At 63.1% G+C, this 26,085-nt stretch carries 22 protein-coding genes; 10 read left to right on the top strand and 12 right to left on the bottom strand.

Annotated elements, in window-relative coordinates:
* Positions 1-11: 11 nt before the first annotated feature.
* The 6 genes from EN749_RS03730 (at position 12) to EN749_RS03705 (ending at position 6,363) form a co-directional block, all read left to right on the top strand.
* Entirely contained in the window at positions 12-959 is a 948-nt protein-coding gene (locus EN749_RS03730; RefSeq protein WP_023756738.1) for a D-ribose ABC transporter substrate-binding protein, read from the top strand.
* A gap of 96 nt (positions 960-1,055) precedes the next feature.
* Entirely contained in the window at positions 1,056-2,615 is a 1,560-nt protein-coding gene (locus tag EN749_RS03725; protein WP_128362586.1) for an FGGY-family carbohydrate kinase, read from the top strand.
* A complete protein-coding gene (locus EN749_RS03720; protein ID WP_127811166.1) occupies positions 2,612-4,129 on the top strand; it encodes a glycerol-3-phosphate dehydrogenase in 1,518 nt (505 codons plus the stop codon). The genes EN749_RS03725 and EN749_RS03720 overlap by 4 nt, the downstream gene beginning before the upstream one ends.
* Positions 4,129-5,067 (top strand): TIM barrel protein, encoded by a 939-nt coding sequence (locus tag EN749_RS03715; RefSeq protein WP_127811165.1) that lies wholly within the window; start codon positions 4,129-4,131, stop codon positions 5,065-5,067. Before EN749_RS03720 ends, EN749_RS03715 begins: the two co-directional genes overlap by 1 nt.
* A 57-nt stretch (positions 5,068-5,124) precedes the next feature.
* Positions 5,125-5,892, top strand: a complete 768-nt coding sequence (locus EN749_RS03710; protein WP_127811164.1) for a triose-phosphate isomerase — start codon at positions 5,125-5,127, stop codon at positions 5,890-5,892.
* A 33-nt stretch (positions 5,893-5,925) separates the two neighbouring features.
* On the top strand, positions 5,926-6,363 hold the full coding sequence (locus EN749_RS03705; RefSeq protein WP_013533067.1) for an RpiB/LacA/LacB family sugar-phosphate isomerase: 438 nt from the start codon (positions 5,926-5,928) through the stop codon (positions 6,361-6,363).
* A 25-nt stretch (positions 6,364-6,388) separates the two neighbouring features.
* On the opposite strand, the gene dhaL is transcribed toward EN749_RS03705, so the two are convergent.
* From dhaL to oiaX, 4 genes are all read right to left on the bottom strand, one after another.
* The gene (dhaL, locus tag EN749_RS03700) at positions 6,389-7,030 is read right to left on the bottom strand and encodes a dihydroxyacetone kinase subunit DhaL (RefSeq protein ID WP_127395896.1); all 642 of its coding nucleotides are present in this window, start codon (positions 7,028-7,030) and stop codon (positions 6,389-6,391) included.
* A gap of 27 nt (positions 7,031-7,057) precedes the next feature.
* A complete protein-coding gene (locus EN749_RS03695) occupies positions 7,058-8,065 on the bottom strand; it encodes a dihydroxyacetone kinase subunit DhaK (RefSeq protein WP_128362585.1) in 1,008 nt (335 codons plus the stop codon).
* A 130-nt stretch (positions 8,066-8,195) separates the two neighbouring features.
* Positions 8,196-9,530 (bottom strand): four-carbon acid sugar kinase family protein, encoded by a 1,335-nt coding sequence (locus tag EN749_RS03690; protein WP_127811162.1) that lies wholly within the window; start codon positions 9,528-9,530, stop codon positions 8,196-8,198.
* Positions 9,531-9,534: 4 nt separating this feature from the next.
* A complete protein-coding gene (oiaX, locus tag EN749_RS03685) occupies positions 9,535-10,785 on the bottom strand; it encodes a 3-oxo-isoapionate-4-phosphate decarboxylase OiaX (RefSeq protein ID WP_128362584.1) in 1,251 nt (416 codons plus the stop codon).
* Positions 10,786-10,959: 174 nt separating this feature from the next.
* Here oiaX and EN749_RS03680 point away from each other — a divergent pair, with 174 nt between their 5' ends.
* Positions 10,960-11,673: a transcriptional regulator NanR gene (locus EN749_RS03680; RefSeq protein ID WP_023808899.1), complete on the top strand. Its 714-nt coding sequence runs from the start codon at positions 10,960-10,962 to the stop codon at positions 11,671-11,673.
* 10 nt (positions 11,674-11,683) lie between these two features.
* On the opposite strand, the gene EN749_RS03675 is transcribed toward EN749_RS03680, so the two are convergent.
* The 8 genes from EN749_RS03675 to EN749_RS03640 form a co-directional block, all read right to left on the bottom strand.
* Positions 11,684-13,522 (bottom strand): hypothetical protein, encoded by a 1,839-nt coding sequence (locus EN749_RS03675; protein WP_128362583.1) that lies wholly within the window; start codon positions 13,520-13,522, stop codon positions 11,684-11,686.
* Positions 13,519-14,553 (bottom strand): Gfo/Idh/MocA family oxidoreductase, encoded by a 1,035-nt coding sequence (locus tag EN749_RS03670; protein WP_128362582.1) that lies wholly within the window; start codon positions 14,551-14,553, stop codon positions 13,519-13,521. Before EN749_RS03670 ends, EN749_RS03675 begins: the two co-directional genes overlap by 4 nt.
* 2 nt (positions 14,554-14,555) lie before the next feature.
* Positions 14,556-15,620 carry an ABC transporter permease gene (locus EN749_RS03665; RefSeq protein WP_128362581.1) on the bottom strand — a complete coding sequence of 355 codons (1,065 nt, stop codon included), beginning with the start codon at positions 15,618-15,620 and terminating at the stop codon, positions 14,556-14,558.
* Complete coding sequence (locus EN749_RS03660; protein WP_127811157.1) at positions 15,613-17,169, bottom strand: sugar ABC transporter ATP-binding protein; 1,557 nt, start codon at positions 17,167-17,169, stop codon at positions 15,613-15,615. The genes EN749_RS03665 and EN749_RS03660 overlap by 8 nt, the downstream gene beginning before the upstream one ends.
* Positions 17,166-17,810, bottom strand: a complete 645-nt coding sequence (locus EN749_RS03655; protein ID WP_127398397.1) for a DUF2291 family protein — start codon at positions 17,808-17,810, stop codon at positions 17,166-17,168. Before EN749_RS03655 ends, EN749_RS03660 begins: the two co-directional genes overlap by 4 nt.
* Before the next feature lie 95 nt (positions 17,811-17,905).
* A complete protein-coding gene (locus EN749_RS03650; RefSeq protein ID WP_127269049.1) occupies positions 17,906-18,847 on the bottom strand; it encodes a D-ribose ABC transporter substrate-binding protein in 942 nt (313 codons plus the stop codon).
* A gap of 328 nt (positions 18,848-19,175) precedes the next feature.
* Complete coding sequence (locus EN749_RS03645; protein WP_127269048.1) at positions 19,176-20,003, bottom strand: phosphogluconate dehydrogenase C-terminal domain-containing protein; 828 nt, start codon at positions 20,001-20,003, stop codon at positions 19,176-19,178.
* A 232-nt stretch (positions 20,004-20,235) separates the two neighbouring features.
* Entirely contained in the window at positions 20,236-20,910 is a 675-nt protein-coding gene (locus EN749_RS03640; RefSeq protein WP_013533053.1) for a GntR family transcriptional regulator, read from the bottom strand.
* 219 nt (positions 20,911-21,129) lie between these two features.
* On the opposite strand from EN749_RS03640, the gene EN749_RS03635 reads away from it, so the two are divergent.
* From EN749_RS03635 to EN749_RS03625, 3 genes are all read left to right on the top strand, one after another.
* The gene (locus EN749_RS03635; RefSeq protein ID WP_127398449.1) at positions 21,130-22,257 is read left to right on the top strand and encodes a sugar ABC transporter substrate-binding protein; all 1,128 of its coding nucleotides are present in this window, start codon (positions 21,130-21,132) and stop codon (positions 22,255-22,257) included.
* 79 nt (positions 22,258-22,336) lie between these two features.
* The gene (locus EN749_RS03630) at positions 22,337-23,869 is read left to right on the top strand and encodes a sugar ABC transporter ATP-binding protein (protein ID WP_127811155.1); all 1,533 of its coding nucleotides are present in this window, start codon (positions 22,337-22,339) and stop codon (positions 23,867-23,869) included.
* Positions 23,866-25,950, top strand: coding sequence for an ABC transporter permease (locus EN749_RS03625; RefSeq protein ID WP_128362580.1), 2,085 nt, complete (start codon positions 23,866-23,868; stop codon positions 25,948-25,950). Before EN749_RS03630 ends, EN749_RS03625 begins: the two co-directional genes overlap by 4 nt.
* Positions 25,951-26,085 lie beyond the last annotated feature (135 nt).

Below are 26,085 nucleotides of genomic sequence, written 5' to 3'. Positions count from 1 at the left end.
TCATTGGAGGAATGTACATGAAAACCATGCTGAAAAGTCTGCTCGCCGCCGCGATGGTCGTCGGGTTCACGGCCGCCGCGTCAGCCGCGGGCCTGATCTCGATCATCGTCAACGATCCGGCCAACCCCTACTGGCTGACTGAGGGCAACGTCGCCAAGGCCGAGGCCGAGAAGCTTGGCTATACAGCCAATGTCGGCGCCCACAAGGGCGATACCAATACCGAAAGCAATTTGATCGACACCGCCATCACCAACAAGTCGGTGGCGATCATCCTCGATCCGGCCAACGCTGACGGCTCTGTCGGTGCGGTGAAGAAGGCGATTGCAGCCAACATCCCGGTGTTCCTCGTCAATGCCGAGATCAATCAGGAAGGCCTCGCCAAGGGTCAGCTCGTTTCCAACAACGCGCAAGGCGCTGCTCTCGGTGCCCAGCAGTGGGTGCAGGCCGTCGGCGAAAAGGGCAAATATGTCGAACTGCTCGGCGCCCCGTCTGACAACAACGCCGCTACGCGCTCGAACGGTTACGCGACTGTGCTGAGCCAGTACCCGGATCTCGAAAAGGCTGCTTCGCAGGTCGCCAACTGGGATCGTACCCAGGGCCACGACAAGATGCAGAGCATGCTGCAGGCCAATCCCGACATCATCGCCGTGATCAGCGGCAATGACGAGATGGCGCTTGGCGCGGTTGCGGCGCTGAAGGAAGCCGGCAAGCTCGCCGGCATCAAGGTCGGCGGCTTCGACGGCTCCCCGGATGCGGTTGCGGCGATCAAGTCCGGCGAACTGCAGTACACCGTGCTTCAGCCGGTCGCCATCTTCTCGGCCAAGGCCGTGCAGCAGGCGGACTCGTTCATCAAGACCGGAGCCACCGGCGCGGCGACCGAGAAGCAGCTGTTCGATTGCCTTCTCATCACCAAGGACAATGTCGACAAGTACACCGCTCCCTTCGTCCTGTCGGAATGAAACCTGCACAGGGGGTGTCCTTGCGGACACTCCCTGCCTCTTCTACGAAATGACTACCCTCGTGAACTGCCTTCGCAACCAACCGGAATTTGCGGCATGAAAGACCTGCTGATCGGCATCGACGCGGGAACGTCGGTGATCAAATCGATCGCTTTCGACCTGTCCGGGCGGCAGCTCGCCATGACGTCGGTGCCCAACAGCTTCGTCACGCTGGAAGGCGGCGGCGCCGAGCAGGACCTCGACCAGACCTGGCGCGACATGGCGCGGACCGTTCGCGATCTCGCGGCCAAGGTTCCCGACCTCGCGCAACGAACCGCAGCGGTGGCCATCACCGGGCAGGGCGACGGAACCTGGCTGATCGATGGCGAGGGCTTGCCTGTCTCGCGCGCCTGGCTGTGGCTCGATGCCCGCGCCGGACATTTGGTCGACGAGATGCGCGCCGATCCCCGGGATCGCAGGCGGTTCGAGTTGACCGGCACGGGTCTCAATTCCTGCCAGCAAGGCGCCCAGCTTGCCTTCATGAAAAAAAACCATTCCGACATGCTGGAGCGGGCGGCGACCGCCCTGCATTGCAAGGATTGGCTCTACTTCAAGATGACAGGCGAACGCGCCACGGATCCCTCCGAGGGAACCTTCACCTTCGGCGATTTTCGGTCGCGCACCTATTCCGACGAAGCCCTCGACATCCTGGATCTGACGACGCATCGCCGCCTGTTGCCTCCCATGCTCGAAGGCACCACCGACCATCATCCGCTGTCGCGATCGGCGGCGGCAGAGACTGGCCTGCTCGAAGGCACCCCGGTGGTGCTGGGTTACGTCGATATGGTCATGACGGCGCTCGGAGCCGGCCTCTATGATCCCTCGGGCAATGTCGGCTGCACGGTCATCGGCTCGACCGGCATACACACGCGCTTCGCAGCCACGCCCGACGATGTCGTGCTGAACGACGATGGCTCCGGCTACACGATTGCCATGCCTATTCCGGGCGCCTTTGCACAATTGCAATCCAACATGGCGGCGACGCTCAACATAGACTGGGTGCTTGGCCTTGCGCGCGACGTGCTCGCCACGGCTGGCGGCAAGCCTTCTCATGACGAGTTGCTGAAGGCCCTCGACGCTTGGGTGGAAGCATCGGAGCCTGGTTTGCTGATCTACCAGCCCTACATATCGCTGGCCGGTGAAAGAGGACCGTTCGTCGATCCTGACGCACGCGCTGGCTTCATCGGCCTTTCGGTCAAGCACGGCTTTGGCGATCTGGCACGCGGCGTCCTCGAGGGACTGGCCTTCGCCGCACGCGATTGCTACCAGGCGATGGGCGCCGTGCCGGGCGAAATCCGCCTGTCGGGCGGCGCCGCGCGCAGCCCGTCCCTACGCCGCATCATCGCAGCGGCGACAAGGGCACAGGTGCGCACCAGCAGTCGCCAGGAAGCCGGCGCGGCAGGCGCCGCGATGATGGCCGCGGTCGGCCTCGGCGTCTATGGCTCGATGGAAGACTGCGCCGCCGAATGGGTGACGCCGCTTCTCGGCGACTGCGATGCCTATGACGAGGCCCTTTCGCAAACCTACGATGCCCTCTTCCCTTCCTTCGTTGCAGCGCGTCAGGCGCTTCGGCCGGTGTGGAAGGGCATGGCGCACCGCACAGGAGCAGGATCTTGAGCAATACAACAGATGTCGTCGATCTTTTCGTGATCGGCGGCGGCGTCAATGGAGCCGGCATAGCGCGTGATGCGGCAGGTCGCGGGCTGTCCGTCATCCTGTGCGAAAAGGACGATCTCGCGCAAGGCACGAGCTCGCGCTCCGGCAAGCTGGTGCATGGCGGCCTGCGCTACCTCGAATATTATGAATTCCGGCTGGTTCGCGAAGCGCTGATCGAACGCGAGGTGCTGCTTGAGGCGGCGCCGCACATCATCTGGCCGATGCGCTTCGTTCTTCCGCACAGCCCGCAAGACAGGCCGGCATGGCTGGTCCGGCTCGGGCTGTTTCTCTACGACCACCTTGGCGGCCGTAAACGCCTGCCGGGGACAAGAACGCTGAACCTCAAGACTGCGCCGGAAGGCGCGCCAATCAAGGACGAGTTCAAGCGCGGTTTCGAATATTCCGACTGCTGGGTGGACGATGCGCGCCTGGTGCTGCTCAACGCCCTGGATGCCAGGCAGCGCGGTGCCAGAGTGCTTACGCGCACCGCCTGTGTCGCGGCCCGCCGCGAAAACGGACTGTGGTCGATCGACATGCAGGATGGTCGCACGGGTGCGGTGACGAAGGTCCGGGCGCGGGCGCTGGTCAACGCGGCAGGTCCCTGGGTCAACGACATTGTCAGCCGCGTCGCCGGGCAGAATTCAACGCGCAATGTTCGGCTCGTTAAAGGCAGCCATATCGTCGTGCCCAAATTCTGGGAGGGGCGGCAAGCCTATCTCATTCAGAACAACGACAAGCGGGTGATCTTCGTCAATCCGTATGAGAACGATCTGGCGCTGATTGGCACCACCGACATTCCCTACGAAGGCAGGCCCGAGGAAGTGGTCGCCGAGGCCAGCGAAGTCGACTATCTGATCAAGGTGGTCAATCGCTATTTCAAGCGGCAACTGACGCCACAGGACGTGGTCTACAGTTTCTCGGGCGTGCGTCCGCTCTATGACGACAATGCCGACAATCCAAGCGCGGTGACGCGCGACTATATTTTCGAACTCGACGCCTCCAATGGCAACGCACCGCTGCTTTCGGTGTTCGGCGGCAAGATCACCACCTTCCGCAAGCTGTCCGAACATGCGCTGGAAAAGATCCAGCCGTTCTTTCCGACGATGAAGAAAGCCTGGACGGCCAAATTTCCCTTGCCGGGGGGCGACCTGCCCAATGCGGACTTCGAGCAATTCCTGAGCGATCTGCATTCCGAGTTATCGTGGCTCAGCCCGTCGCTGGTGAAGCACTACGCTCGAAGCTACGGCACCCGCGCCCGGCAATTGCTCGCCGGCGCGCAAAGCGAGGCTGATCTCGGCCGACGCTTCGGTCCCGATTTATATGAACGGGAGGCAAAGTTCCTGGTCGAGACCGAATGGGCCGGCACATCAGCCGATATCCTGGAACGCCGCACCAAACATGGCCTGCATCTCAATGCGGCCGAGCGGAAAGGATTCGAAGACTGGTTCGATAACATCATGGCGGCGGCAGACTGATGGCCTTCACGCTTTCCCTCAACACCAATCCGCTGGTCAATCGTTTCGCCGATCCAGACGATCTGATCGACGCGATCGCCTATGGCATCGGCATCCGCGACGTGCAGCTGACGCATGAATTCGTCAATCCGGGCTGGCCGGCGGCGACGATTGCCAAATTCCTGCGCCTGTTCAACAGCGCACTTTCGCGGACCGGCGTGCGGATCACCTCCGGCATGACGGGGCCTTATGGCCGGCTCAACCATTTCGGCCACCCGGATGCGGATGTGCGGCGCTATTATGTCGACTGGTTCAAGACCTTCGCCGACATTTCCGCCGATCTCGGCGCGTCCGGCATGGGCACGCAGTTCGCCATCTTCACCCACAAGGACTTTGACGATCCGCAACGGCGGGCAGCACTTCTCGATATCGCGCTCGAATGCTGGCGCGAGGTGGCCGAACACGCCAGGGCGGCGGGTCTGACATACCTGTTCTGGGAGCCGATGTCGGTCGGCCGCGAGTTCGGCCACACGATCGAAAGCTGCGCCACGCTGCAAGGCGCCATCGATGCGGCGAAGCTGCCCATACCGATGAAGATGATGGTGGATATCGACCATGGCGACGTGACCTCGGCCGATCCTGCCGATACCGATCCCTATGCTTGGGCGAAAGCGTTTCCATTGCAATCGCCGATCATCCACATCAAGCAGTCTTCCATGAACAAGGGCGGGCACTGGCCGTTCACGGCCGCCTACAACAAGGACGGCCGCATAGTGCCGCAGAAGTTGCTGGACGCGGTTCGGCAGGGCGGTGGAACCGACAATGAAATTTGCCTTGAACTTTCCTTCAGGGAGAGGGAACCAGTCGACCATCAGGTTATCGAGATGATCCGCGAGTCGGTGGATTTCTGGGCGCCTTACGTCGACAGTGGCCGCGACAGCCTCAAGCCTCGGACTTGAGCGAATACGTCGCCCGAAAGCCGGCTTCGGCCGCAAAAGTATCGAAGGAGAAGAAGAATGGCCCCATATTGGGTCGGCACGAGCTGGAAGATGAACAAGACGCTGTCGGAGGCGTTGCAGTTCGCCGATGCGCTGGCGGCCTTTGTGCCCGATTTCGATCCGGCAATACAGCCTTTCGTCATTCCGCCGTTCACCGCAGCGCGCCAGGTCAAGGCGGCGCTGGCCGACACCCGCGTCAAAGTTGGGGCCCAGAACATGCATTGGGCCGACGCGGGCGCCTGGACGGGAGAGATTTCGCCGGTGATGTTGAAAGACTGCGGGCTGGATGTGATCGAACTCGGCCATAGCGAGCGCCGCGAGCATTTCGGCGAGACGGATGCGACTGTGGGACTGAAAACGGCGGCCGCAGTCAGGCACGGTTTCGTGCCGCTGATCTGCGTCGGCGAGACGCTGGCTGAGCGTGAATCAGGCCGCGCCGAGGCGGTGCTGACGGCACAGGTTCTCGGCGCGCTGCAAGAGCTGAGCGGCTATCAACTGAAGGCGGAAATCCTCTTTGCCTACGAGCCCGTCTGGGCAATCGGCGAGAAGGGCATTCCCGCAAGCGCCGACTATGCCGACAAACAGCAACAGCTGATCAAGAAGGTTGCCGCCGACCGGCTGCCGATTGCTCCACCTGTGCTTTATGGTGGCAGCGTCAATCCAGGCAACGCGGCCGAACTCATCGGCCAGCCGCATATCGATGGCCTGTTCATCGGCCGCTCGGCGTGGCAAGCGGAAGGCTATATCGACATTCTGAAAAAGGCGTCGGCCGCCATCGCGCGCTGACTGCCAAAAGACCTAGCAAAGGAGTTCATCATCATGAAGATCGCACTCGGAGCCGACAGTGCCGGAAAGCCGCTGCTCGACGTCATCGCCAAGCATCTCGCCACCAAACCCGAACTGCAGGTCGTCGACCTCAGCCAGGCCGGATTCTACGCCGACATCGCCGCCTCGGTAGGCCACGAAATCCTGGACGGCAATTACGACCGGGCCATCCTGTTTTGCGGCACCGGCATTGGCGTCAGCATCTCCGCCAACAAGGTGCCGGGCATTCGCGCCGCATTGACCCACGACACCTATTCCGCTGAGCGCGCCGCCAAGTCCAACAACGCCCAGATCATCACCATGGGCGCCCGCGTCATCGGTCCCGAACTGGCGAAATCGATCGCCGACGCATGGTTAGCCTCGGAGTTCGATCCGAATGGCCCCTCCGCCACAAACGTGCAGGCCATCGACAAGCTCGACGCCAAGCGCTGAAAAACGCGGGGAACCCGTTACTGAGTTAACTGGTCAAGGCGACCCGCATCGCCTCGATCATGGTTACGGCGGAGGCGGCGCCCGGGTCCATGTGGCCAAGCGAGCGTTCGCCGAGGCGCGATGCCCGGCCTTTCGTGGCGACCATCGACTTAGTCGCCTCCGCGCCTGCGTTTGCCGCTTGTGCAGCAGCTTCGAGACTGCCCGCCAGATCCTTGCCGGAGGTCAGCGCTTCGCCCGCTGCCTGCGCAGCCGGCGCCCATGCATCGATCATCGTCTTTTCGCCAGGCTCGGCCTTGCCGCGATCCTGAATGCCCTTGGCCATGGACTGAAACAGGGCGACCACGTCCGAATCGTCGAGCGTCGTCTTGCCCTTGACGGCTGCCGCGCCCCGCATGAACGCGGTCGCATAGAGCGGCCCGGAGGAGGCGCCGACGGCATTCAGGAACGATTTGGCAGCGGTGTTCAGCAAGGTGGTCGGGTCGGTTGCCTCTGCATCCAGTGCGGCGACGGCATCGCGTGCAGCGGAAAATCCAAGCTCCATCGCGATGCCGTGGTCGGCGTCGCCGATAACCCCGTCAAGCGCGCACAGTCGGTCCCGGTCGGCGGACATGGCGGTTGCGATCGCCGCGAACATCGCGACAAGGTGGGCGGTGTCGATCGTCGTCATGTCTTAGTCCTTGCCACAGAAGTGGGTTTAGCCGGCGCGAAACATGGCGCAGTCGCAGGGGTGATCCAGCATCGTCTGCAACTCGCCGTCGAGTTGGTGCAGCGTGATCGATGCACCAGCCATTTCGAGCGAGGTGCAGTAATTGCCGACCCAGCTTGCGTGTATGGACACACCGATCTCGTCGAGCCTCTGCTTCACGCGCCGGTTCATGATGTAGAGTTCCATCAGCGGCGTTGAGCCCAGCGAATTGACGAGCACCGCGACCTTGTCGCCGCGCGTAGGCGCCATCTCGTCGAGGATCCTGTCCAGCATCTCGTCGGTGATCTCGTCGGCTGTTTTCAACTTTTCGCGCGCGATGCCCGGCTCGCCATGGATGCCCATCCCGATCTCCATCTCGTCCGGCCCGATCTCGAAATTCGGCCGGCGGGTCTGCGGCAGCGAACAGGGCGACAGCGCCACGCCCATGGTGAAGGTGTGGTCGTTGGCCTTGCCGGCGATGCGCTCGCATTCGTCGAAGGACAGCATCCGGTCGCAGGCGGCACCGGCCGCCTTGAAGATGAAGAAATTGCCGGCGACGCCGCGCCTCTTGTGCCGCTGGTCGCGCGGTGCCGAGGCGACGTCGTCGGTGCTCAGCACCGTGCGCACCTCGATGTCGTCCATGGCGGCCATCTCGGCCGCCATGTCGAAATTCATCACGTCGCCGGCATAGTTGCCGTACATGAACAGCACGCCGGCGCCGCCGCTGACTGCCTTTGCGCATTCGAGGATCGGGTCCGGCGGTGGCGAGGCGAAGACATTGCCGATGGCCGCCGCATCGGCCAATCCCTTGCCGACGAAGCCAAGAAAGCTCGGCTCGTGGCCCGAGCCGCCGCCAATGACGAGGCCCACCTTGCCCTGGCGCGGTCCGTCGCAGGCGATGATGGAGCGAGGACTGCCGTCCACGCTTTTGAGATGGCGGGGATGCGCTGCCAGGATGCCTTCCAGCATCTCGTCGACGGCGCGGTTGCCGGCATTGATGATCTTCTTGGTCTGCACCCGGCATCCTCCCGATTTCGGCATTTTCGCAGATAATATCGGGTGTTACCGGGATTTCCACCCGGCAAGGAGCATTTCGTGCGCAGAGGTGTTCCCGCAGGCTATCACCTGGACGTAGGCGTTAGTTGTTTCAACCGCCGAGGCCGTCGCGGATGGCTGAGAAATAGCGATCAGTTCCGACCTGGCCGCCCTTGAGCGCGACCTCCAGTCCGTCGATCGCCTTGACGCGCGCGTGAGCAACGCAGAGCGGCGAGCCCGGCGAAGCGGGCAGCGGCATGCGGATTGTCAGGGCATCGACACCCATTTCGCCGAGTGCATGGCTCGACGTGTCGCCGCCGGCAATGACCACGCGCCGCAGGCTCTGTTCGATCGTCAGGCCGCGAAGGATTTCTCCGAGTCCGCGGCCAAGCCTGTGGCGGGCGCCTTCCTGCCGGTCGATTTCGGCGCCCCTGTCGGCATCGGGGCCAAGCGCGGTGTAGAGGATGACGCTGCGCCCGGCTTGCAGACTGGCACGGCCGCTTGCCGTTGCGCGCGCGATCGCCTGCTGCGAAGCCTCCGAAACCAGTTCGACTGGATCGACCTCGATGCCGTCGAAACCGTCGGTCAGGGCATGCTGGATCTGCCGTTCGGTGGTCGGCGAGCAACTTCCCGACACGACGGCTATCCGCTCGGCTGCGCCCGGTGGCGTGAAGCCATGTCCGGCGCTGACGATGCCATTCGACGCCCATTCGGCCAGCAACGCATACTCGACCCCTGACGAGCCGACGACAAAAGAACCGCCGGGCTTGCGAACGCGCCACAGCTCCTTGCCGGCCAGAGCCTGCGTTTCCAGATTGTCGACATCGACAAGCACGATGGGGGTGCCGTTTCCGGTCAGCCGATCGAACGCCGCCGACCGCGACGCGGACTGCAGCGTCGCAAGGTCGACCAGCCCCGAGCTCAGCGCCGTCTGCCGCGACAGATGGATCAGCAAATCCGACTCATCCATCGGCGTCGTCGGGTGGCGGCTCATCACCGGGTGGCGGTCGATGCGGAAATATTGGTCGCGATAGGCGGCGAACAGGTGCCCGAAGGTGGTGTAGCGCTTGAGCTGCGGCGCGCCGACCAGCAGCGGCACGCTGGCTTGCGCGAACACCGAGCGGCCGATCTCGATGGCCCGGCCGATGCTGCCGATCGTCGGGCTGGAATCGAAGGTCGAGCAGACCTTGTAGTGGCAAATCTCGGCGTTCAGCGTCTTCAGCCAGGCAAAGGCATCGCGCAAATGCGTGTCCATCCATTGCGGCGTCTCGCTGCGGCTGGTGCCGGCCAGTCCGATCGCCCGGCAATGGCCAAACCGGGACAGCAGGGCCGCGTCCGGCTGGCGCATGAACAGCACTGTCGGCACGCCGCCGAGTTCGAGCGCCTCCATGACATCGGTCGAGCCGGTCAGGTCGTCGCCATAATAGCTGAGAAGCAGGTCCTGCATGGCTTCAGCCTGCCTTGTCGTCGCCGAATTTTTCGATCGACCGCGCCAGTTCGGGATGGTTCAGGGCAAAGTCCGCCAGCGGAATGCCGTCGACCGCCGCTTGCCAGGCTTGCTGCACGGCACGCACGCCGGCGCCCGGCCCGTCCGGATGGCTGACGATGCCGCCGCCGCAGAGATAGAGAAGATCGACGGTCCGGCCGGTCCGCGCATATGTCTCGGGCGCCTGACCGCCCCACTGGCCGGAGCCGGCGACCGGCAAGGCGCAGTCCTCAGGCGAAAAGATCGGCGACGTCACCGCCTTGAAGGATTCGACGAAAGAGTCATCCGGTTCCCAGTATTTCGAGGCGATGCCGTTGATCTGGAACTGATCGACGCCGAGCAGCCGCCAGAACTGCTGCCAGACCTTGAAGTCCATGCCAAGGCCCGGGTGACGGGTGAGGATGTCCCAGCCGTTGCGGTGAGCATGCAGCACCAGACTGGAGCGCTTCCTCAGGAACGCCATGCCACCGAAGCCGATCGAATTGATGTTGATAACAGCGCAATTGCCGCCAGCCTCCACCACCAGATCGTGGTTGCGCATCATCTCGTCCGGGTCGGCATGCGAGATGCCGAAGGCATACATCACCTTCTTGCCGGTCTTCTGCTCGTGGTCGAGGATCAGCGGCATGATCGCCTTCACCCGCTCGGCAAGCGGCGAATAGGCCGGGCTCATCAGCTTCTCGTCGTCCTTGATGAAGTCGACACCGGCGGCGATCAGTTCCGCCACCATTGCCGCCGTCTCATGTGGCCGCAAGCCCAGCGCCGGCTTGACGATGGTGCCGATGATCGGACGATCCGTCACATTGGTCAGCCGACGGCTGCCGGCGACACCGAACTGGGGGCCGGGATGCGCGCCGCGATACTCCTCCGGCAATTTCATGTCGACGATGCGAATCCCGGTGAGGCCCTTGATCGAATAGGTGCCGCCGATGGCAATGGTCATCAGTGCCGAAAGGTCGGTGCCGATGGCATCGAATGGAAAGGCGATATCGACATCGGCGCGCATGAACGGCCCGTTGCCGCTGTCGGGAAGCGACGGCCGCTCGGCATCGGCCAGAGGCCGTATCGCCAGCACGCGCGCCGCCACCCGGGCTTTCAGTTCCTCGGTCTCGCCGGGCAGCGCGACGAAGGTGCCGGTCGACTGATCGCTGGCGATCTTGGCCGCCAGGACTTCGATGCTTCCAGGCGTTTCGATGCGGTAGGTGAGCGTGATCATGGTCCGCTGTCTCAAGCCGAGGCGTTCGAAAAAGGTTCACCGGTGTTTCAAATCTGGTATAATGAGTACATAAGTATTGCAAGTCATATCCGGCAGCGGGATCGACAGACGGCAATTCCGGGAATTGTGGCGGCAGTGTTAGATAAGGCCGGGTCAAGGGAGTGATTCGCGACGATGAACCGTTCGGAACCGATTGTCCGGCGCAAGCTTTCCGATGAGGTCTTCTTGCGGCTGAAACGCCTGATCACCAGCGGCGAGCTGATGCCGGGCGACGACATGCCGTCGGAGCGTGAACTGATGGAGCGCTTCGAGGTCGGCAGGCCGGCGATTCGCGAGGCGATGCAGGCGCTGAGCAATATGGGCTTGGTGGCGATCTCGCATGGCGAACGCGCCAAGGTGCTGCAACTCACCGCCAAGTCGATCATCAAGCAGGTCGACGGCGCCGCCAAGATCATCCTGTCGTCGTCGAAGGACACGCTTGAGCACCTGAAGACCGCGCGCATCTTCTTCGAGCGCGGCATGGTTCGGGAAGCCGCCGAGAAGGCCACCGCTGAGGATGTGCAGCGGCTGCGGGCCACTGTTGCCGAACAGCGCGGCTTTCGCGGTGATTCTGAAGCCTTCATCTCCGCCGACATGAAATTCCATACGCAGATCGCCGCGATCTCCGGTAACCCGATCTATGTTGCCGTCAGCGAGGCGATGCTGGGCTGGCTGAAGGAATACCACACTGAAATGCTGATCTGGACCGGCAAGGAAAAGTTCACGCTGACCGAGCACGAAGAGATCATCGGCCGCATCGAGAAGAAGGATGCCGATGGCGCCGAGAAGGCGATGATCAAGCATCTCGAACGCTCGCGCGCGCTCTATGTGATGAATTCTGAAAAATGATCTCGGCGGTTCAGCCGATCCGAACGATCGCGTAAGGCGTCATTGCGACCTGGCCTCGGCCAAAAGCTGAAATGTCGACCTGCACGTCTTCCGCCGTCAGGTTCGCCAGCCACGCGATTGTCTTGCCCGAGGCGGAGCGCCCGGCCAGCGCCAGCACCTTGGTTTCATCGCTCGTCCTTGCCGACACATGCGCAAGGCCGGCCAGCTCGCAAAGCCCCTTGATGGGCTGGAAGATTGGCCGGTGTGATCCTTCCGCGACAGGTTCCCCTGATGAAGCGAGCACGCCGAAAGGTCCAGTGAAGCTGGAAAGTGTCAACATCTCCAGTCCGACCGGTGCGACACGCGCGGCATAGCCGATCGTCCATGCAGCAGCGAACTGACCGGTGTGGCGAGGATCGCTGTCGGCCATGGCAACGCGCTGTCCCCCGGGATTGGGCTTGGTCGCGCTGCCATAGGGGTTCTGGCGCATGGCAATCGTCGACGGGCCGATCCGATAGGGCTTTGCCCCGAAGATCGCCCGCGCCGATCGGGTGATGAAAGGCAGCGCCTCCAGCGATTGCATGATGCTGAGATCGTCGGCGGCATGCACGATCGGGCAAGTACAATGGGTGATGAAATCGAGCTGGTCCGCCGGCACGCGCTTGCGGTTGAGTTCGGTGAAGTAGCTGAACATGCCGCCGCCGAGGCAGATATCCGGAAAGGCGCACCGCGCGGCCGCGTAAACGTCCTCGAGCGGCGGACAGTCCGGCCACGTGCTGCCCGGCGGAGTCGACTGCCGGTCGACCGACGGCGACACGGCAATGGCCGAGAGTTTCAGCCCGGCCTGGCGCACCAGGTCGGCGACACCTGACATCTCGGCGTCGAGATCGCCAGCGCAGGCAACGACGCATTCGAGGGTCGTTTCGGCTGCGTAGGCAGTTGCCAGTCGGGCGAAAGCGCGCAAGGCGTCGAGCCCGTGGCCACGCGTCGGATCGTAGTGAAACAGCAGCTGTTGTGGGCCGAGTGCCGCCAGCGTGGAGAGGTTCGCCAGCGCCGTCTCGACATCCTCGGGATAGATGACCACGCCGACATCGGGCAGCCTTGGCCCGACCTCGCCGAGTCCAACGCGGACCGGTTCGCTGGTCACGACGGCAGCCGGTGCTTTGCCTTCACCTGCGATGCGCAGGCTGATCGTCTGGCGCAGGGTTTGGCCGGCAGGCAGCACATAGGGCCAGGGCAGCGCCAGCGGTCGCACATAGGTCTTGTAGGAGGCGTCCGACCAGTTGCGCTGGTCCTCCATTTCGAAAGTATCGCCTTCCATCCGGCATTCGGCGGTGACGCCAGGCCGAACCTGATGGGTGATGGCGCGGATATCCTTGAAAGGCTGCCAGGGGTCTATCAGTTCGGGAAGCTTTGTCGCCTCCACGCTGCCGTCCGTATGCTCGACCTTGACCGGGCTGCCGGCGAGGTCGGCGATCGGGTGAAGGATGCAGAAGCCGCAGCGGTTGGTTTCGAAATCGCTCTCGGGAAGGGCGCTGACCTCGAAGACCAGACGGCCATCGGCGGAGCCTTTGATGGTGGCGCGGAAGCCGAGCCGGGTTCCATCGGGGGCCAGGCAGCTTGCCGAATAGCTGACCGAAAAAGCGTCGGCAGCCTGGTCGATGATCAGGTCCGTCAAATTTGGCTCATAGGTGCCCCAGTCGCGGTCACGCACGATATAGGCGACGGCGCGCAGCACTTCGGTGCCGCCATGGCTGATGGTGCGTAGATTGCCGTTGACGAAGTCGGCGCTAAGCGCGCCCGCGCGCAGCCTGACCGGCTCGGCTTCGACCGTACGTGTGCCGTAGAGCAGGAAGGCATCGTCGGTCATTTCAGCAAGGCGTCGAGTTGCACCGTTTGCCGGCTCGCGGCACCGGCGTAAGCCGCCTCGACCAGCGCGAACGTCTCGAGATTGTCCGCTCCCGAGGTCGCCGGTTCGATCCCCTTTGCCAGGCAGTCTACCCAGTGCTGCTGGATGGCGACAACGCTTTCCTGGATGTTGTGCCAGGGACGCGACGCCCATGGCAGCAGCGGCGGCGAGACGTCGGTGACGACCGTGCCGTTCCTGCCGGTGACGGTGAGCCGGTATTCCTGCGCCAGCCGGATCGTTCCGTCGCTGCCGTCGATCTCGATCAGCGTCTCGGGAAACGGCTCGGTCGCAAGCTTCGTCGCGTAGCTGCAGTCGACCACGGAGGTCGCGCCGCTCTTGTGGTCCATCAGCATGGTCGCCACATCCTCGCCCGCGATACTAGGATTGATGCGGGCGGTTCGCGTCGTGATGGTCGAGACGTCGCCGAGCAGGAAACGGGCGATGTCGAGGACATGGATGCCGAGGTCCTCGATGATGAAACGCTTTCCCGTCGCCAGATAGGGTTGGCCGGAAAACACGTCATAGGCGGAGCGGAAGGAGATGCGCCCGAAGAAAGACGTGCCGATCTCGCCGCTGTCGAGCACGGCGCGCACCGCCTGGATCGGCGACTGCCAGCGAAAATTCTCATGCACCATCAGCGGCACGCCTGCTTGTGCGCATGCCCGGACCATGGCCTTGGCGTCGGCCAGCGTCGGCGCGAATGGCTTTTGGCAGATCACCGGAACGCGATGAGCGGCCGCCATTTCGACAAGCGGACGATGGCTGGGCGCGGTGGTGGCGATATCGACGAAGTCGAGGCTTTCGCCGGCAAAAAGTTCCGCCGCATCGGTATAGCGCTTCGCAATGCCGAATTGGTCGCCGACGATCTTGAGCCGTTCCGGATCACGGTCGCAGATGGCGACGATCGAGGCGCCCGCAATGCCGCGCCAGGCGTGCATCTGGTTGACGGCAAAGAAGCCGCAGCCGATCAGCGCTCCACGCAACTCCGCCATGCTCAACCCCCCTTCGCCATCTGCATCAAGGTGACGCGCTGTTGAAGCCGGCGTTGTGCCTGGTCGACGACAACGGCGACGATGATGACGAGACCCTTGATCACCATCTGCCAAAACGAACTCACGCCCATCATCACCAACCCGTCCGAAAGAATGCCGATGACGAAGGCGCCGACGATGGTGCCGCCGATCGTGCCGCGCCCGCCCGACATCGAGGTACCGCCAAGCACCGCCGCCGCAATGGCGTTGAGCTCGAAACTTTCGCCTGTCGCCGGATGCGAAGCCATCAGCTCGGACGAGATGATCAGGCCGACGATCGCGGCGCAGAAACCGGAGAACATATAGACGAACATCTTCACCATGTTGACACGGACGCCCGAAATCCGCGACGCCCGTTCATTGCCGCCGACCGCGAAGATGTGGCGGCCGAGTGGCGTGTATTTGGCGAGATAGGCGGCTCCCAGCGCAACGACGATCAGGATCCAGATCGCCACCGGCAGGCCGAGCAGCCGGCCGGCGCCGAGGAAACCGAAGCCGGTGGTTCCCAGTTCCGGCTTGCCGACGAGGTTGGGGAAGGTGCGGCCGTCCGACGACAGCAGCGCCAGCCCGCGCGCGACATAGAGCACGCCGAGCGTGGCGATGAACGGTGCAACGTTCAGCCTGGTGATCAGCAATCCGTTGACGGCGCCGATCAATATGCCGACGGCCAGTGTGATCAGCGCGATCTCGAAGACGTTGAAATAGATGGTGTAGCCGATCTGCAGGTCGATGCCGTTGAGCACGAGATAGCCGGCCACCATACCGCACAGGCCGACGATCGAGCCGACCGAAAGGTCGATGCCGCCAGTGATGATGACGAAGGTCATGCCCATCGCCAGGAATGCGTTCAGCGCCACGTGCTTCGACATCAGGATCAGATTGGCGGTCGACAGGAAATTCGGCGCCGCGATCGAGAAGAAGATCAGCACGGCGATCAGCGCGATGAACGTCCGAAGCTTCATCACGGTCAGCAGCACCGAGCCGCTGGAAGTGGAGGGAGCGGCCGCCTTGGCTGGGATGTCAGTCATGGGCGGTGCTCTCCGTGCGTGGGGCCGGTCCGTGGCCAAGCGCGGATGCAGCCACGAGTGCCGCCTCCGTCGCTTCGGCGCGGTCGAACATGCCGGTCAGTTTTCCGTTGCTCATCACCGCGATGCGGTCGGACAGCGCCATGACCTCGTCGAGATCCGAGGTCGCGAACAAAATCCCCAAACCGTCGCGGGACAGTTTGCGCATGGTGCGGAAGACGTCGGCCTTGGCGCCGACATCGATGCCTCGGCTGGGCTCGTCCATCAGCAGCACCTTGGGTTCGGTGAGCAGCGCCTTGCCGATCACCACTTTCTGCTGGTTGCCACCCGACAGCGACGACACCTCCTGCGCCGGGTCGGCGACCTTGATCGCCAGCTCCCGCACCATCTGCGTCACCGCCTGCCTTTCGTCGGCGCCACGGATATGAAACAGGCGGGCAAATCGCAACAGGCTGGCCAGCGTCAAATTGCTGGCGACCGAGAGGATCGAGACCAGCCCTTCGCGCTGACGGTCTTCGGGGATCAATGCCAGGCCACGCCGGATGCGCCGCGTCGTATCGCGCTCCTTGACCTTTATACCGCCAATGAAGATCTCGCCCGTCGAATGGCCGTGACGGCCCATGATGCAGTCGAACAGCTCGCTGCGCCCGGCGCCCATCAGGCCGTAAATGCCGAGGATCTCGCCGGCACGCAGCGACAGTGAGACATGGTCGACGGCAAGTCCGCCGGTGGCGCGGGGCAGGCAGATCTCCTCGGCACGAAAAATCTCTTCTCCCGGAAGATGGCCGTCGGCCTTGGCGAAGTCCTTGGCGTCGGAGCCGATCATCTGGCGAACGATCCATTGCGTGTCGACGTTCTTCATCTCTTCCTGGCCGGTGATGCGGCCGTCACGCAGCACGGTGATGTAGTCGCCGATGCGGATCAGCTCTTCGAGCCGGTGCGAGATATAAACGATCGCCACGCCGCGTGCCTTGAGGTCGGCGATCACCTTGAACAGGATCTCGACTTCCGCAGCGCTCAGCGCCGAGGTCGGCTCGTCCATGATCAGGATGCGCGCGTCGAGCGAGACCGCCTTGGCGATCTCGACCAGCTGCTGCTGACCGATGCGCAGATCCTCAACCAGCATGTCTGGCCGTATGCCGGCTTGCAGGCGTTCCAGAAATTCCGCAGCGCGGTTTTCCTGTTGCTCGCGGTCGATCTTGCCGAAGCGGTTGGTGATCTCCCGGGTGGCGAAAATATTCTCGGCGACGCTCATATTGCCGAACAGGTTCAGCTCCTGGAACACCATGCCGATGCCGCGGTTCACCGCGTCCGCGGACGAGGAGAAGGAAACCTCTTTACCTTCCAGCAGGATGCGGCCGGCGGTCGGCCGTTCGACACCGGCGATGATCTTCATCAGCGTCGACTTGCCGGCGCCGTTTTCACCGACCAGCACGTTGACCGCGCCCTTGCGCACCTCGAAATTGGCGCGCTTGACCGCAACGGTGCCGGAATAGACCTTGGAGACGTCCTCGAGCTTCAGGATGATTTCGCGCTCAGTTGTCGCGCTCATGGCTTCGGCCCGATCTCTGCCTCCGCCGGCGTCACCAGCGGCAGGTCCTGGCCGCTCCCCAGCGTATAGGCGCCGAGCACCTTGGCGCTGCGGCCTTGCAGCGCATCGCGTGGCAGCTTGGAGAGCACCGTCTTGTCGGCATAAGCGTTGAACGCCTTGCCGAACTGGGCGAAGTCGATCTGGTTGGTGAAGTCGTTGAACTGGATGAAGTCCAGGCTGTCGCGCAGCGCGGTACCGCGCACCGCCGGTCCGATCTGCACTCGTGCATCGGCTTTGCCGTCGCCGTCGACATCGACGTCGACGGTTGCGGCCCGCGACTGCGTGTTGGCCGCGACGATCTTGCCTTCCAGGCGAACCGCGAAAGTCCAAGGCGAATTCGCCTGCTTGTTCGGATTGCCGTATTTGGCGCCGGCAGCCGATGGATCGGTTGTCGCCAGGGTGTGAACCTGCGCAAATGGTCCGGCTTTCTGCTGGAGATAGGGCACGACCTTTGCCGCCCATGTCTCTTCGACCATCTTGTCTGGATTGAAGGCGGGAGCGTTGTCTCCGGCTTCCGATTTCGTAGGCAGGATCTTGCAGGCGGTCAGGCTGATGCCGACCATTACGGTAAGGGTCGGCCAGTTCGGCTTGGTGTTCAGCATGGCGGCCTGTCGTTCAGCATCGTGGGCGGCCCACGGAAAATGGCGGCGAGGGGCGAAAACCGATGTTCGCCCCTCGCTATTGAAATCACGCTGGCTCAGTTCGTCAGCGCGAAGGTCTCCAGCTTGGCGGCATTGTCGCCATTGATCAGAACGCAGTCCATCAACTGCTTTTCCTTGGCCGGCGACTTCTTGTTCTTGATGAAGTCGTTGGCCTGCTCGACCGCCATCTGCGCCTGCGCGAAGGCCGGCTGCAGCACGGTTGCCTTGATACCGCCCGACGCGATGGAGTCCCGTACGTCGTTCGATCCGTCGAAGCCGACGACGATGACGTCCTTGCGGTTCGCCGCGGCAAGTGCCGCATAGGCGCCCATCGCCATCGTATCGTTGCCGGAGATCACGCCCTTGATGTCGGGGTTGGCCTGCAGGATCGATTCCATCTTGGAATAGGCTTCCGTCTGGCTCCAGTTGGCCGACTGCTGGGCAACCATCTTCAGGTCCGGATAGTCATCGATGACGTCGTGATAACCCTTGGAACGAATGCCGGCATTGGTGTCGGATTCCTTGCCGACCAGTTCGACGAAATTGCCCTTCTCGCCCATCAGCTTGACGAATTCCTGCGCGCCGAGCTGGGCGCCCTGGTAGTTGTTGGAGACGATCTGCGCCACGGCCACGCCGGTGGCGTTGATCTCGCGGTCGATCAGGAAGGACGGAATGCCCGCATCCTTGGCCTTCTGCACGGCGGCGACGGTGGCGTCCGCGCCGGCATTGTCGAGGATGATCGCCTTGGCACCGCGGCCGATCGCGGTGTCGATCAGCTCGGACTGCTTGTTGGCGTCGTCGTCATGGACCAGCACCAGCGCCTCATAGCCGAGTTCCTTGGCCTTGGCTTCCGCGCCGACGGCTTCCGCCTTGAAGAACGGATTGTCGTGTGAGGGCGTGATAATGGCGATGAGATCCGCCGCATAGGCGGGCACTGCCGTGCCAAGCGCCAGCATGCCGGCGAAAGCCGCAAGCGTCATTCTGCGTGTGAGTTTCATGAAGTCCTCCCGTTTGAAAAATTGCCTTGATCGGCCAATGGCTTTGTCTGCATCCGAATTCGTCAGGCAGCCCGGGCCGCGGATCGCTTGGGTCGAAAACCGTTGCCGGCTTACCCAGGACGGATCGTTGCTCCCCAGCCATCCTCCACTTGCCCAGGCATCGTGCTCCCTGCGAAACCTTGTCGATCCGAGCCATGAACAGCTAAGCCAACTGGTATGATGAGTCAACCACAAATTCAGGTGACATGTACCTGATGAGCTACCAAAACCGAGGATCGGCAATGGCATGCCGGGCCTTCGAGGTGCTGCGTCAAGCACCTGTCTTCTCTCAGGTGATCCGCTGAATGCTGGCGGCGATCTCTTCCGGTTCGAACACGCGCTTCCAGTCGTCACGCATCAGCACCGGCTTGCCGAACTCGATCGCCTTGTTGCAGGCGTCCGAGAAAACGCCCTTGGTCTCGCCGAAAATGACGGCGCCGAGCACGTTCATATGGCCGAGCAGGAAGTCGAGTGCCGCCTGCTGGTCGACGCCGCGCGCCACGACCTCGTCGACGGCTTCTTTCATGACCACCAGCAACGAGGCGCACACCGTCTCCGAAAGGCCAGGCTCGAGCAGCGCCATCTGTTCGACGCTGACGCGGTGCGAACGCATCACCGGCGCCCAGATGATCTTCGCGATCGCCTCGCCCTTGGCGTAGTCTTCTTCCGGCCCCTGCATCAGGGCGCTGACCATATGCTGCTTGGCCTTCACGCCGCCGAAATAATCCTTCTTGGCTGCCATGTCGGTCTCGTCATTGAAGATCGGCGGATGGCAGGGGTGAGTGACGAAATAGGTGAGGTCAGGCCGCTTCGGCAGATGGCCGGCGAAAGGTGCCGCCGCGTCGAGCACCACCACCATCGTGCCTGGCGCCAGCTTGCTCTCGATGCTGGCCGCGACCTTGCCGATATGCGTGTCGGGGACGGCCAGGATCACCACATCGGCGTCCTTGAGCGCCTCGTCGGCACTGACCGTATCGAAACCCAGTCCGGTCTTCAGCCGTTCGCGGCCGGCATCGCTGACCTCGACATGGCGTATCGTGTAGGGCGACCCGCGAAAATTGGTCGACAGGCGGTAGCCCATTTTCCCGCCAGCCCCGAACAGCGCAATCGTTGTCATCTGGTCACCACTCCTGTTCTTCGCCGACGGCATCGCCCGTCGTCAACTGATCAACTGGTATAATCACGCTACCAGATTTTGGCAATCCGATAATGACCATGCGTGCGTTCGCCGCGTCATCGGCTGCCGCCGGCAAGCTCCAGCGCGCTTGCCCGCTGAGTGCGCATGAGTGCTGCTCTGCCATCCCCAGAAATAGGAGGCATGTGATAGGGGTCGGAGGCCGGGCCGGGCGCTACTTCAAAAGATCGACCAGCATGTCGAAAGCCGCATCGATATCGCCGCGAACCGCCGCCTGAACTGCCTGCTCGTCCCGGTCGCGCAGGGCCGCAAACATCTGTTGATGGTATGTGTTCGCGGTCGAGTAGGACCCATGCAGCATATTGAAATAGGGGCTGATCTGCAGCCATAGATCCTTGATGATCTTGAGCAGGGTTTCGGATCCCGCTGCTCGGTAGATTGCGAAGTGGAAGGTGTAATTCGCTCTGAGATAGGCCTTTACGTCGTCCGCGCCATTCGCGCGTTCCAGCGAGTCCAGATCGCGCGCGAAAATCGCAAGATCCGCATCACTCCGGTTCTGTGAGGCCCAGCCGGCGGCGATGGCCTCTATCTCAAAACGTACATTGCGCAAATCGGTGAGCCGCTCGCGGCTGAGCGCCGGAATACCAATGGAGCGTCCGGATACCACAGTGAGCGCGTTGGCTGCCGTCAGGCGCCGCAGCGCTTCCCTGACCGGCATCGGGCTGACGCCAAAGGCGTCGGCGAGGCTCTGAACCGTGACCATCTCGCCCGGTACGATGCTGCCGTCGAGGATCAGTTCGGTGACCTGATTGTAGACCCGGTCCTGCAGAGTTTCCTTGGACAGTGGAATGATCTCGACACCAGGCTTCCTGAACGCCGATCCAGCCATCTCCGGTCAACCTTCCCGCCCAAGGGCGACACTATTGCTTGTCTGGGAATGCAAGGTTCGTGGTGCCACGTCAAGCGGCCGACATAGCCCGTTTTGATATAAACGATTTCATCATTGATATTTGATCAAACCATGTTACGGTCGCTGGCATCGAATGGCAAGGGTTACGTTTTGTGCCCTTGGGAGGCATTCGGTCGTTCTGTTTGGGAGGAGTTTCACATGGGTATCGGATCGAAAGTCCGGCGGCTCGCGCTGCTGGCTGGGATGGCTGCATGCGCCTTCGGCCTGTCCGCCGCGCAGGCAGCCGAGAAGCACAAGATCTTTCTCAGCATGAGCTACATCGGCAATGATTGGCAGGCGGAGGCGGCCAACATGGTCAAGGCCATGGCCGCCCACAAGAGCCTGGCCGACAAGGTCGACCTGCAGGTCCAGGTCGCTGGCCCCAACGCGCAACGCCAGATTCAGCAGATCAACGCAATGGTGCAAAGCGGCGCCGAGGCCATCGTCGTATATCCGATCTCGCCGACCGCGCTCAACCAGGTCGTCAAGAATGCCTGCGACAAGGGCGTGAAGGTCTTTGCCTACGACGCCGAGATCACCGAGCCTTGCGCCTACAACGTCCACATCGACCAGCTGGAAGCCGGCAGGGTGACCGCCGAATGGCTGGTCAAGAAGCTCAACGGCAAGGGCAACATCATCGCCATCACGGGTGTCCCGGGAACATCCGTTGACGATCAGCGGACAAAAGCCGCCAAGGAAGTCTTCGCCAAATATCCTGATATCAAGATCGTCGGTGAGGCTGTCGGCATGTGGAGCCAGGCGGTCGCCCGCACCGAGCTTTCGAAAATCCTGGCCACCCGCAATTGGGACGACATCAACGGGCTGTGGATGCAGGTCGGCTGCTTCACCGCCAACTCGATGCAGCTCGAGGCCGGCAAGAAGACCAGCGAACTCCTGCCTTGTGCCGGTGAGGGCTCCAATGGCGGCCGCATCCAGATGCTGCCGGAGGGCACCGCAGTCGAAGGTGCGGCCCCGCCCTACGCGCCGGCCGGCGCACAACGCATTTCCTATGCCTCGCCGCCTTATTCGGGTGCGCTGGCGCTGAAGCTTGCCGTCGAGGCGATCGAAGGCAAGGACGTGCCGAAAACCACCATCCTGCCGCTGCCGGTCGTCACCAATGAGACGATCAAGCTGTGCGACGAAGGCACATGGGCGGAGATGAAGGCCGGCTGCAACGCCTTCAAGCCGTCGCTGGTCTCCAATCCGGGCTGGTTTGCCTCGATCTTCTCGGACCAGACACCCGAGGTCGGCCTTAATGCTGCCCTCGTCGGACAACCGGAGAACTAAGCCTCCCAAGGCGCGTGTGACGATGCACGGACAGTTGTCCGTGCATCGTCAATCCATGCCAAGCCGGCGATCGAGGACAATGACAGAACATTCCGAGCTCCCCGCCATCGAGATCGACGGCATCAGCAAGGCGTTCGGCCCGACCGTCGCGCTGGACGGCGTGTCGTTTGCGATCGCGCCCGGCAGCGTCCATGCCCTGCTCGGTGAAAACGGAGCCGGCAAGTCGACACTTGTGAAGCTGCTGTCCGGGCTGGTCCGGCCGAGCCAAGGCCATGTCCGTGTCTTCGGCAAGGAGATCGCTTACGGCGCACCGCGCGCAGCACATGCACTCGGCATGCAGACTGCATTCCAGGAGATGACCCTGGTGCGCGACCTCTCCGTCCTCGACAACATGATGCTGCCTTACGCCCCCGTGGGCGTCTCCGGCCTGATCCGCCGCGGTGCTGCCCGCAAGGCCGTCCGTCGCCATATCGAAGATCTCGGTTTTTCCGTCGATCTCGATGCCGAGGTGGGTGAACTTGAGCTTTCGGTGCGCCAGAAGATCGAAATCGCCCGTGCCGTCTACCGTAAGCCGCGCATCCTTTTGCTTGACGAACCGACCTCGACGCTCGCCGGCCGCGACGTCGACTGGCTGGGCGCGATCATCGCCAGGCTGAAGACGGCGGGCACCACCATCGTCTTCATCACCCATCGCATGCGCGAAGTCCGCGCCTTTTGCGACACGCTGACGATCCTGAGAAACGGCCGCCACATCGTCACCGCGCCGGTCGCCGATGTCTCGGATGCCGACGTCATCGAAAAGATCATCGGCCGCAGCATCGAACAGACCTTCCCGCCTAAGCCGGACAGCGCCCAGGCTTTCGGGCCGCCGGTTCTGGGCGTGCGCGACCTCAAGGTCGGGCGCAAGCTCGACGGCGCCGACTTCGATCTGCGCAAAGGCGAGATCCTCGGCGTCGCCGGGTTGCAAGGCATGGGCCAGCAGGACCTGTTCCTGGCCTGTTTTGGCATGGCCGAGATCGAGCGCGGCCACATACTCGTCGACGGCCGCAAGGTCTGGCTAGGTTCGCCGGCCGATGCTTTGCGCCCCAACATGGCCATCGGCCTGGTGCCGGAAGACCGTAAATCCGAAGGCCTGTTCCTGAAACTGTCGGGCAGCCAGAATGCCACTCTGCCGGTGATATCGCGCTTCACTCGGCTAGGCCTTGTCGACGCGCAAGCCGAGACCCGCTCCGTCGAGGCGGCATTCGACACTGTCGAGGTCGACCGCCGCGCGCTTTGGACGCGGGCCGGTGCGTTTTCCGGCGGCAACCAGCAAAAAATCGCCATTGCAAAATGGCTGGTGGCGCAGAGCCGCATCCTTCTGTTGTTCGATCCCACCCGAGGCATCGACGTCGGCACCAAGCACGAGCTTTATGTGATGATGCGAAACTATGTGGGTTCGGGCGGTTCGATCCTGCTGCACTCGACGGAGATCCCCGAACTCGTTCACCAATGCGACAGGGTCCTGGTCCTCTATGACGGGCGCATCGCGGCCGAACTCGAAGGCGACGCCATCACCGAACCGGCCATCATGCGCCCGGCGCTCGGGCAAGCCGGGGAAGCCGCCGCATGAGCAGCGCAGCATCCTCATCCCCTGTTCCCGGCCGCTTCGGACTGCGCCGTGCGCTGGTGCGCAATCGCGGCGCGCTGATCGCCGCGGCCGTCCTGGCGATCCTGCTCTTCGTCGTCGACTGGATCAGCGCCGGGCCGCTGACCTATTTCGACCTGTCGTTCCTGTCGAGCGGCGGCGCCACCTCGGCGCTCGCGGCGATCGGTCAGACCATCGTCATCCTGTCGGGCGGCTTCGACCTGTCCGCCGGGGCGGTGATATCGCTAGTCAATGCCGTGCTGGCATCGAGCATGGACCCGATGGCGCCAGGCGCCAGCATCATCCTGTGGACCGCCGTCGGCATCGGCGTCGGCATGGCGGTGGGCGCCTTCAACGGCTTCTTCATCGCCGTGCTGCGCATGCAGCCCATCGTGGTGACGCTGTCGACCATGTTCATCCTGCAAGGCGTGACGCTGCTGGTGATGGACAAGCCCGGCGGCTTCGTGTCGCCCGATCTTGGCACGTTTTATCTCGGCGACGCTATCACCGGCTGGCTGCCGATGCCGCTGGTGGTGATCGGCGTCGTCCTGCTCGCCTGGTTCTGGCTGAAGGGAACCCGCTTCGGCACAGCACTTTATGCGGTCGGCAGCGATCCGGACTCGGCCGCTTCCGTCGGCATCAATGTCGTGCTGGTGCGCTTTGCCGTCTATGTCATCGCCGGCGGTTGCTATGGCCTTGCCGGCGTGTTCATCAGCGCCCAGACCGGCAGCGGCGATCCGCTGGTCGGCAATCCGCTGCTCTTGTCAATGTTCGCGGCGGTCGTCGTCGGCGGCACGCGCCTCGGTGGCGGGCAGGGCGGCCCGGTGGGCTCTGTCTTCGGCGCCTACATCCTGATGATCGTGGTGAACATCCTGCTGGTGCTCAACGTATCGGCCTATTATTCGACCATTGCCGAAGGCACGATTCTGGTGCTGGCGGCACTTGCCGGCTCGATCTCGCATGCATCGGTGCTTGCCGTGCAATTGCGCGCCGCGCGCGCCCGGCTTGCCGCCTGGCGCGCCGGCATATTGCCCTCGCAACTCGAGCGCGTGGACCGGCGTCTCAAGATCGCCGAGCCAGCCCATGCCCAGCGCAGTCCGGCATCGCCGCGCCCTGCCTTCCATCTGCGCAATGCGGAAACGCTGCGCTATGCGCTGCCCGCCTATGTCTGCCTGCTGCTCATCGTGGTCGTCACGCAGGTCTGGCTCGGCCGCGCCATCCTCAATCCGGGGTACTGGAATTCGCTGCTGGTGCTGTCGTCCTTCCTAGCCGTCCTGGCGCTCGGGCAGGGAACCGTCATTCTGACCGGAGGCCTCGACCTCTCCGTGCCGTGGACGATCGGCATCTCCGGCATCATCCTGGCAGGCATGGTCAACGGCTCCGACGCCGCCCTTGTCTACGCCTTGCCGGTCGTCCTGGTGATGGCCTGCGCCATTGGCTTCGCCAATGGTTTCGGCATCGTCTATCTCGGCATCTCGCCGATCGTCATGACGCTCGCCACCAACGGTATTCTGCAAGGCTGTGCGCTGCTCTATTCGCAGGGAACGCCGGCCGGGTTTTCCTCGCCGATGCTGCGCTGGGTCATGACGGCCAAGCTTGCCGGCCTGCTGACCCCAATCGTCCTGCTGATGGTCGTCTTTGTCGTCACGGCGGTACTGCTGCTTGGCCGCACCCCATTCGGACGACGCGTCTACGGCATCGGCAATGGGCTGCGCGCGGCGCGCTTGTCGGGCATCGGCGTCGAGCGCACGCTGATCCTGGTCTATATGCTTTCGGCCGTCTGCGCGGCTGTTGTCGGCATCATGCTGACCGGCTTTTCGGGTCAGGCAAGCCTTGGCATGGGCGACGACTATCTGTTGCCGTCGATCGCCGTGGTGGTGGTCGGCGGCGCGCTGATCACCGGCGGACGCGGCCACTATCTCGGCATGCTCGGCGGCGTGTTGTTGCTGACCGCACTGCAGATGCTGCTCGCCGGCACCACGCTTCCCTATGCCACGAGGGCAATTCTTTACGGACTGGTCGTTCTGGGCGCCGTCATGGCGTTGCGCGAACGGCGGCTGCAATGAAAAGGACAGGACCATGAGCACAAGGGCGCCGGAATCGGCGGACGAATTTCTGACCGGGCTGAAAGGCCAGCGCGTGCTGGTCACGGCGGGCGCCGGCGGCATCGGGTTTGCCATAGCCGACACGCTGTCACGCCT

The sequence above is a fragment of the Mesorhizobium sp. M7A.F.Ca.ET.027.02.1.1 genome (assembly GCF_004022985.1).
GTDB lineage: Bacteria > Pseudomonadota > Alphaproteobacteria > Rhizobiales > Rhizobiaceae > Mesorhizobium.
Note: the sequence above shows the minus strand (reverse complement) of the source record. Positions and strands in the feature narration are given on the sequence as shown.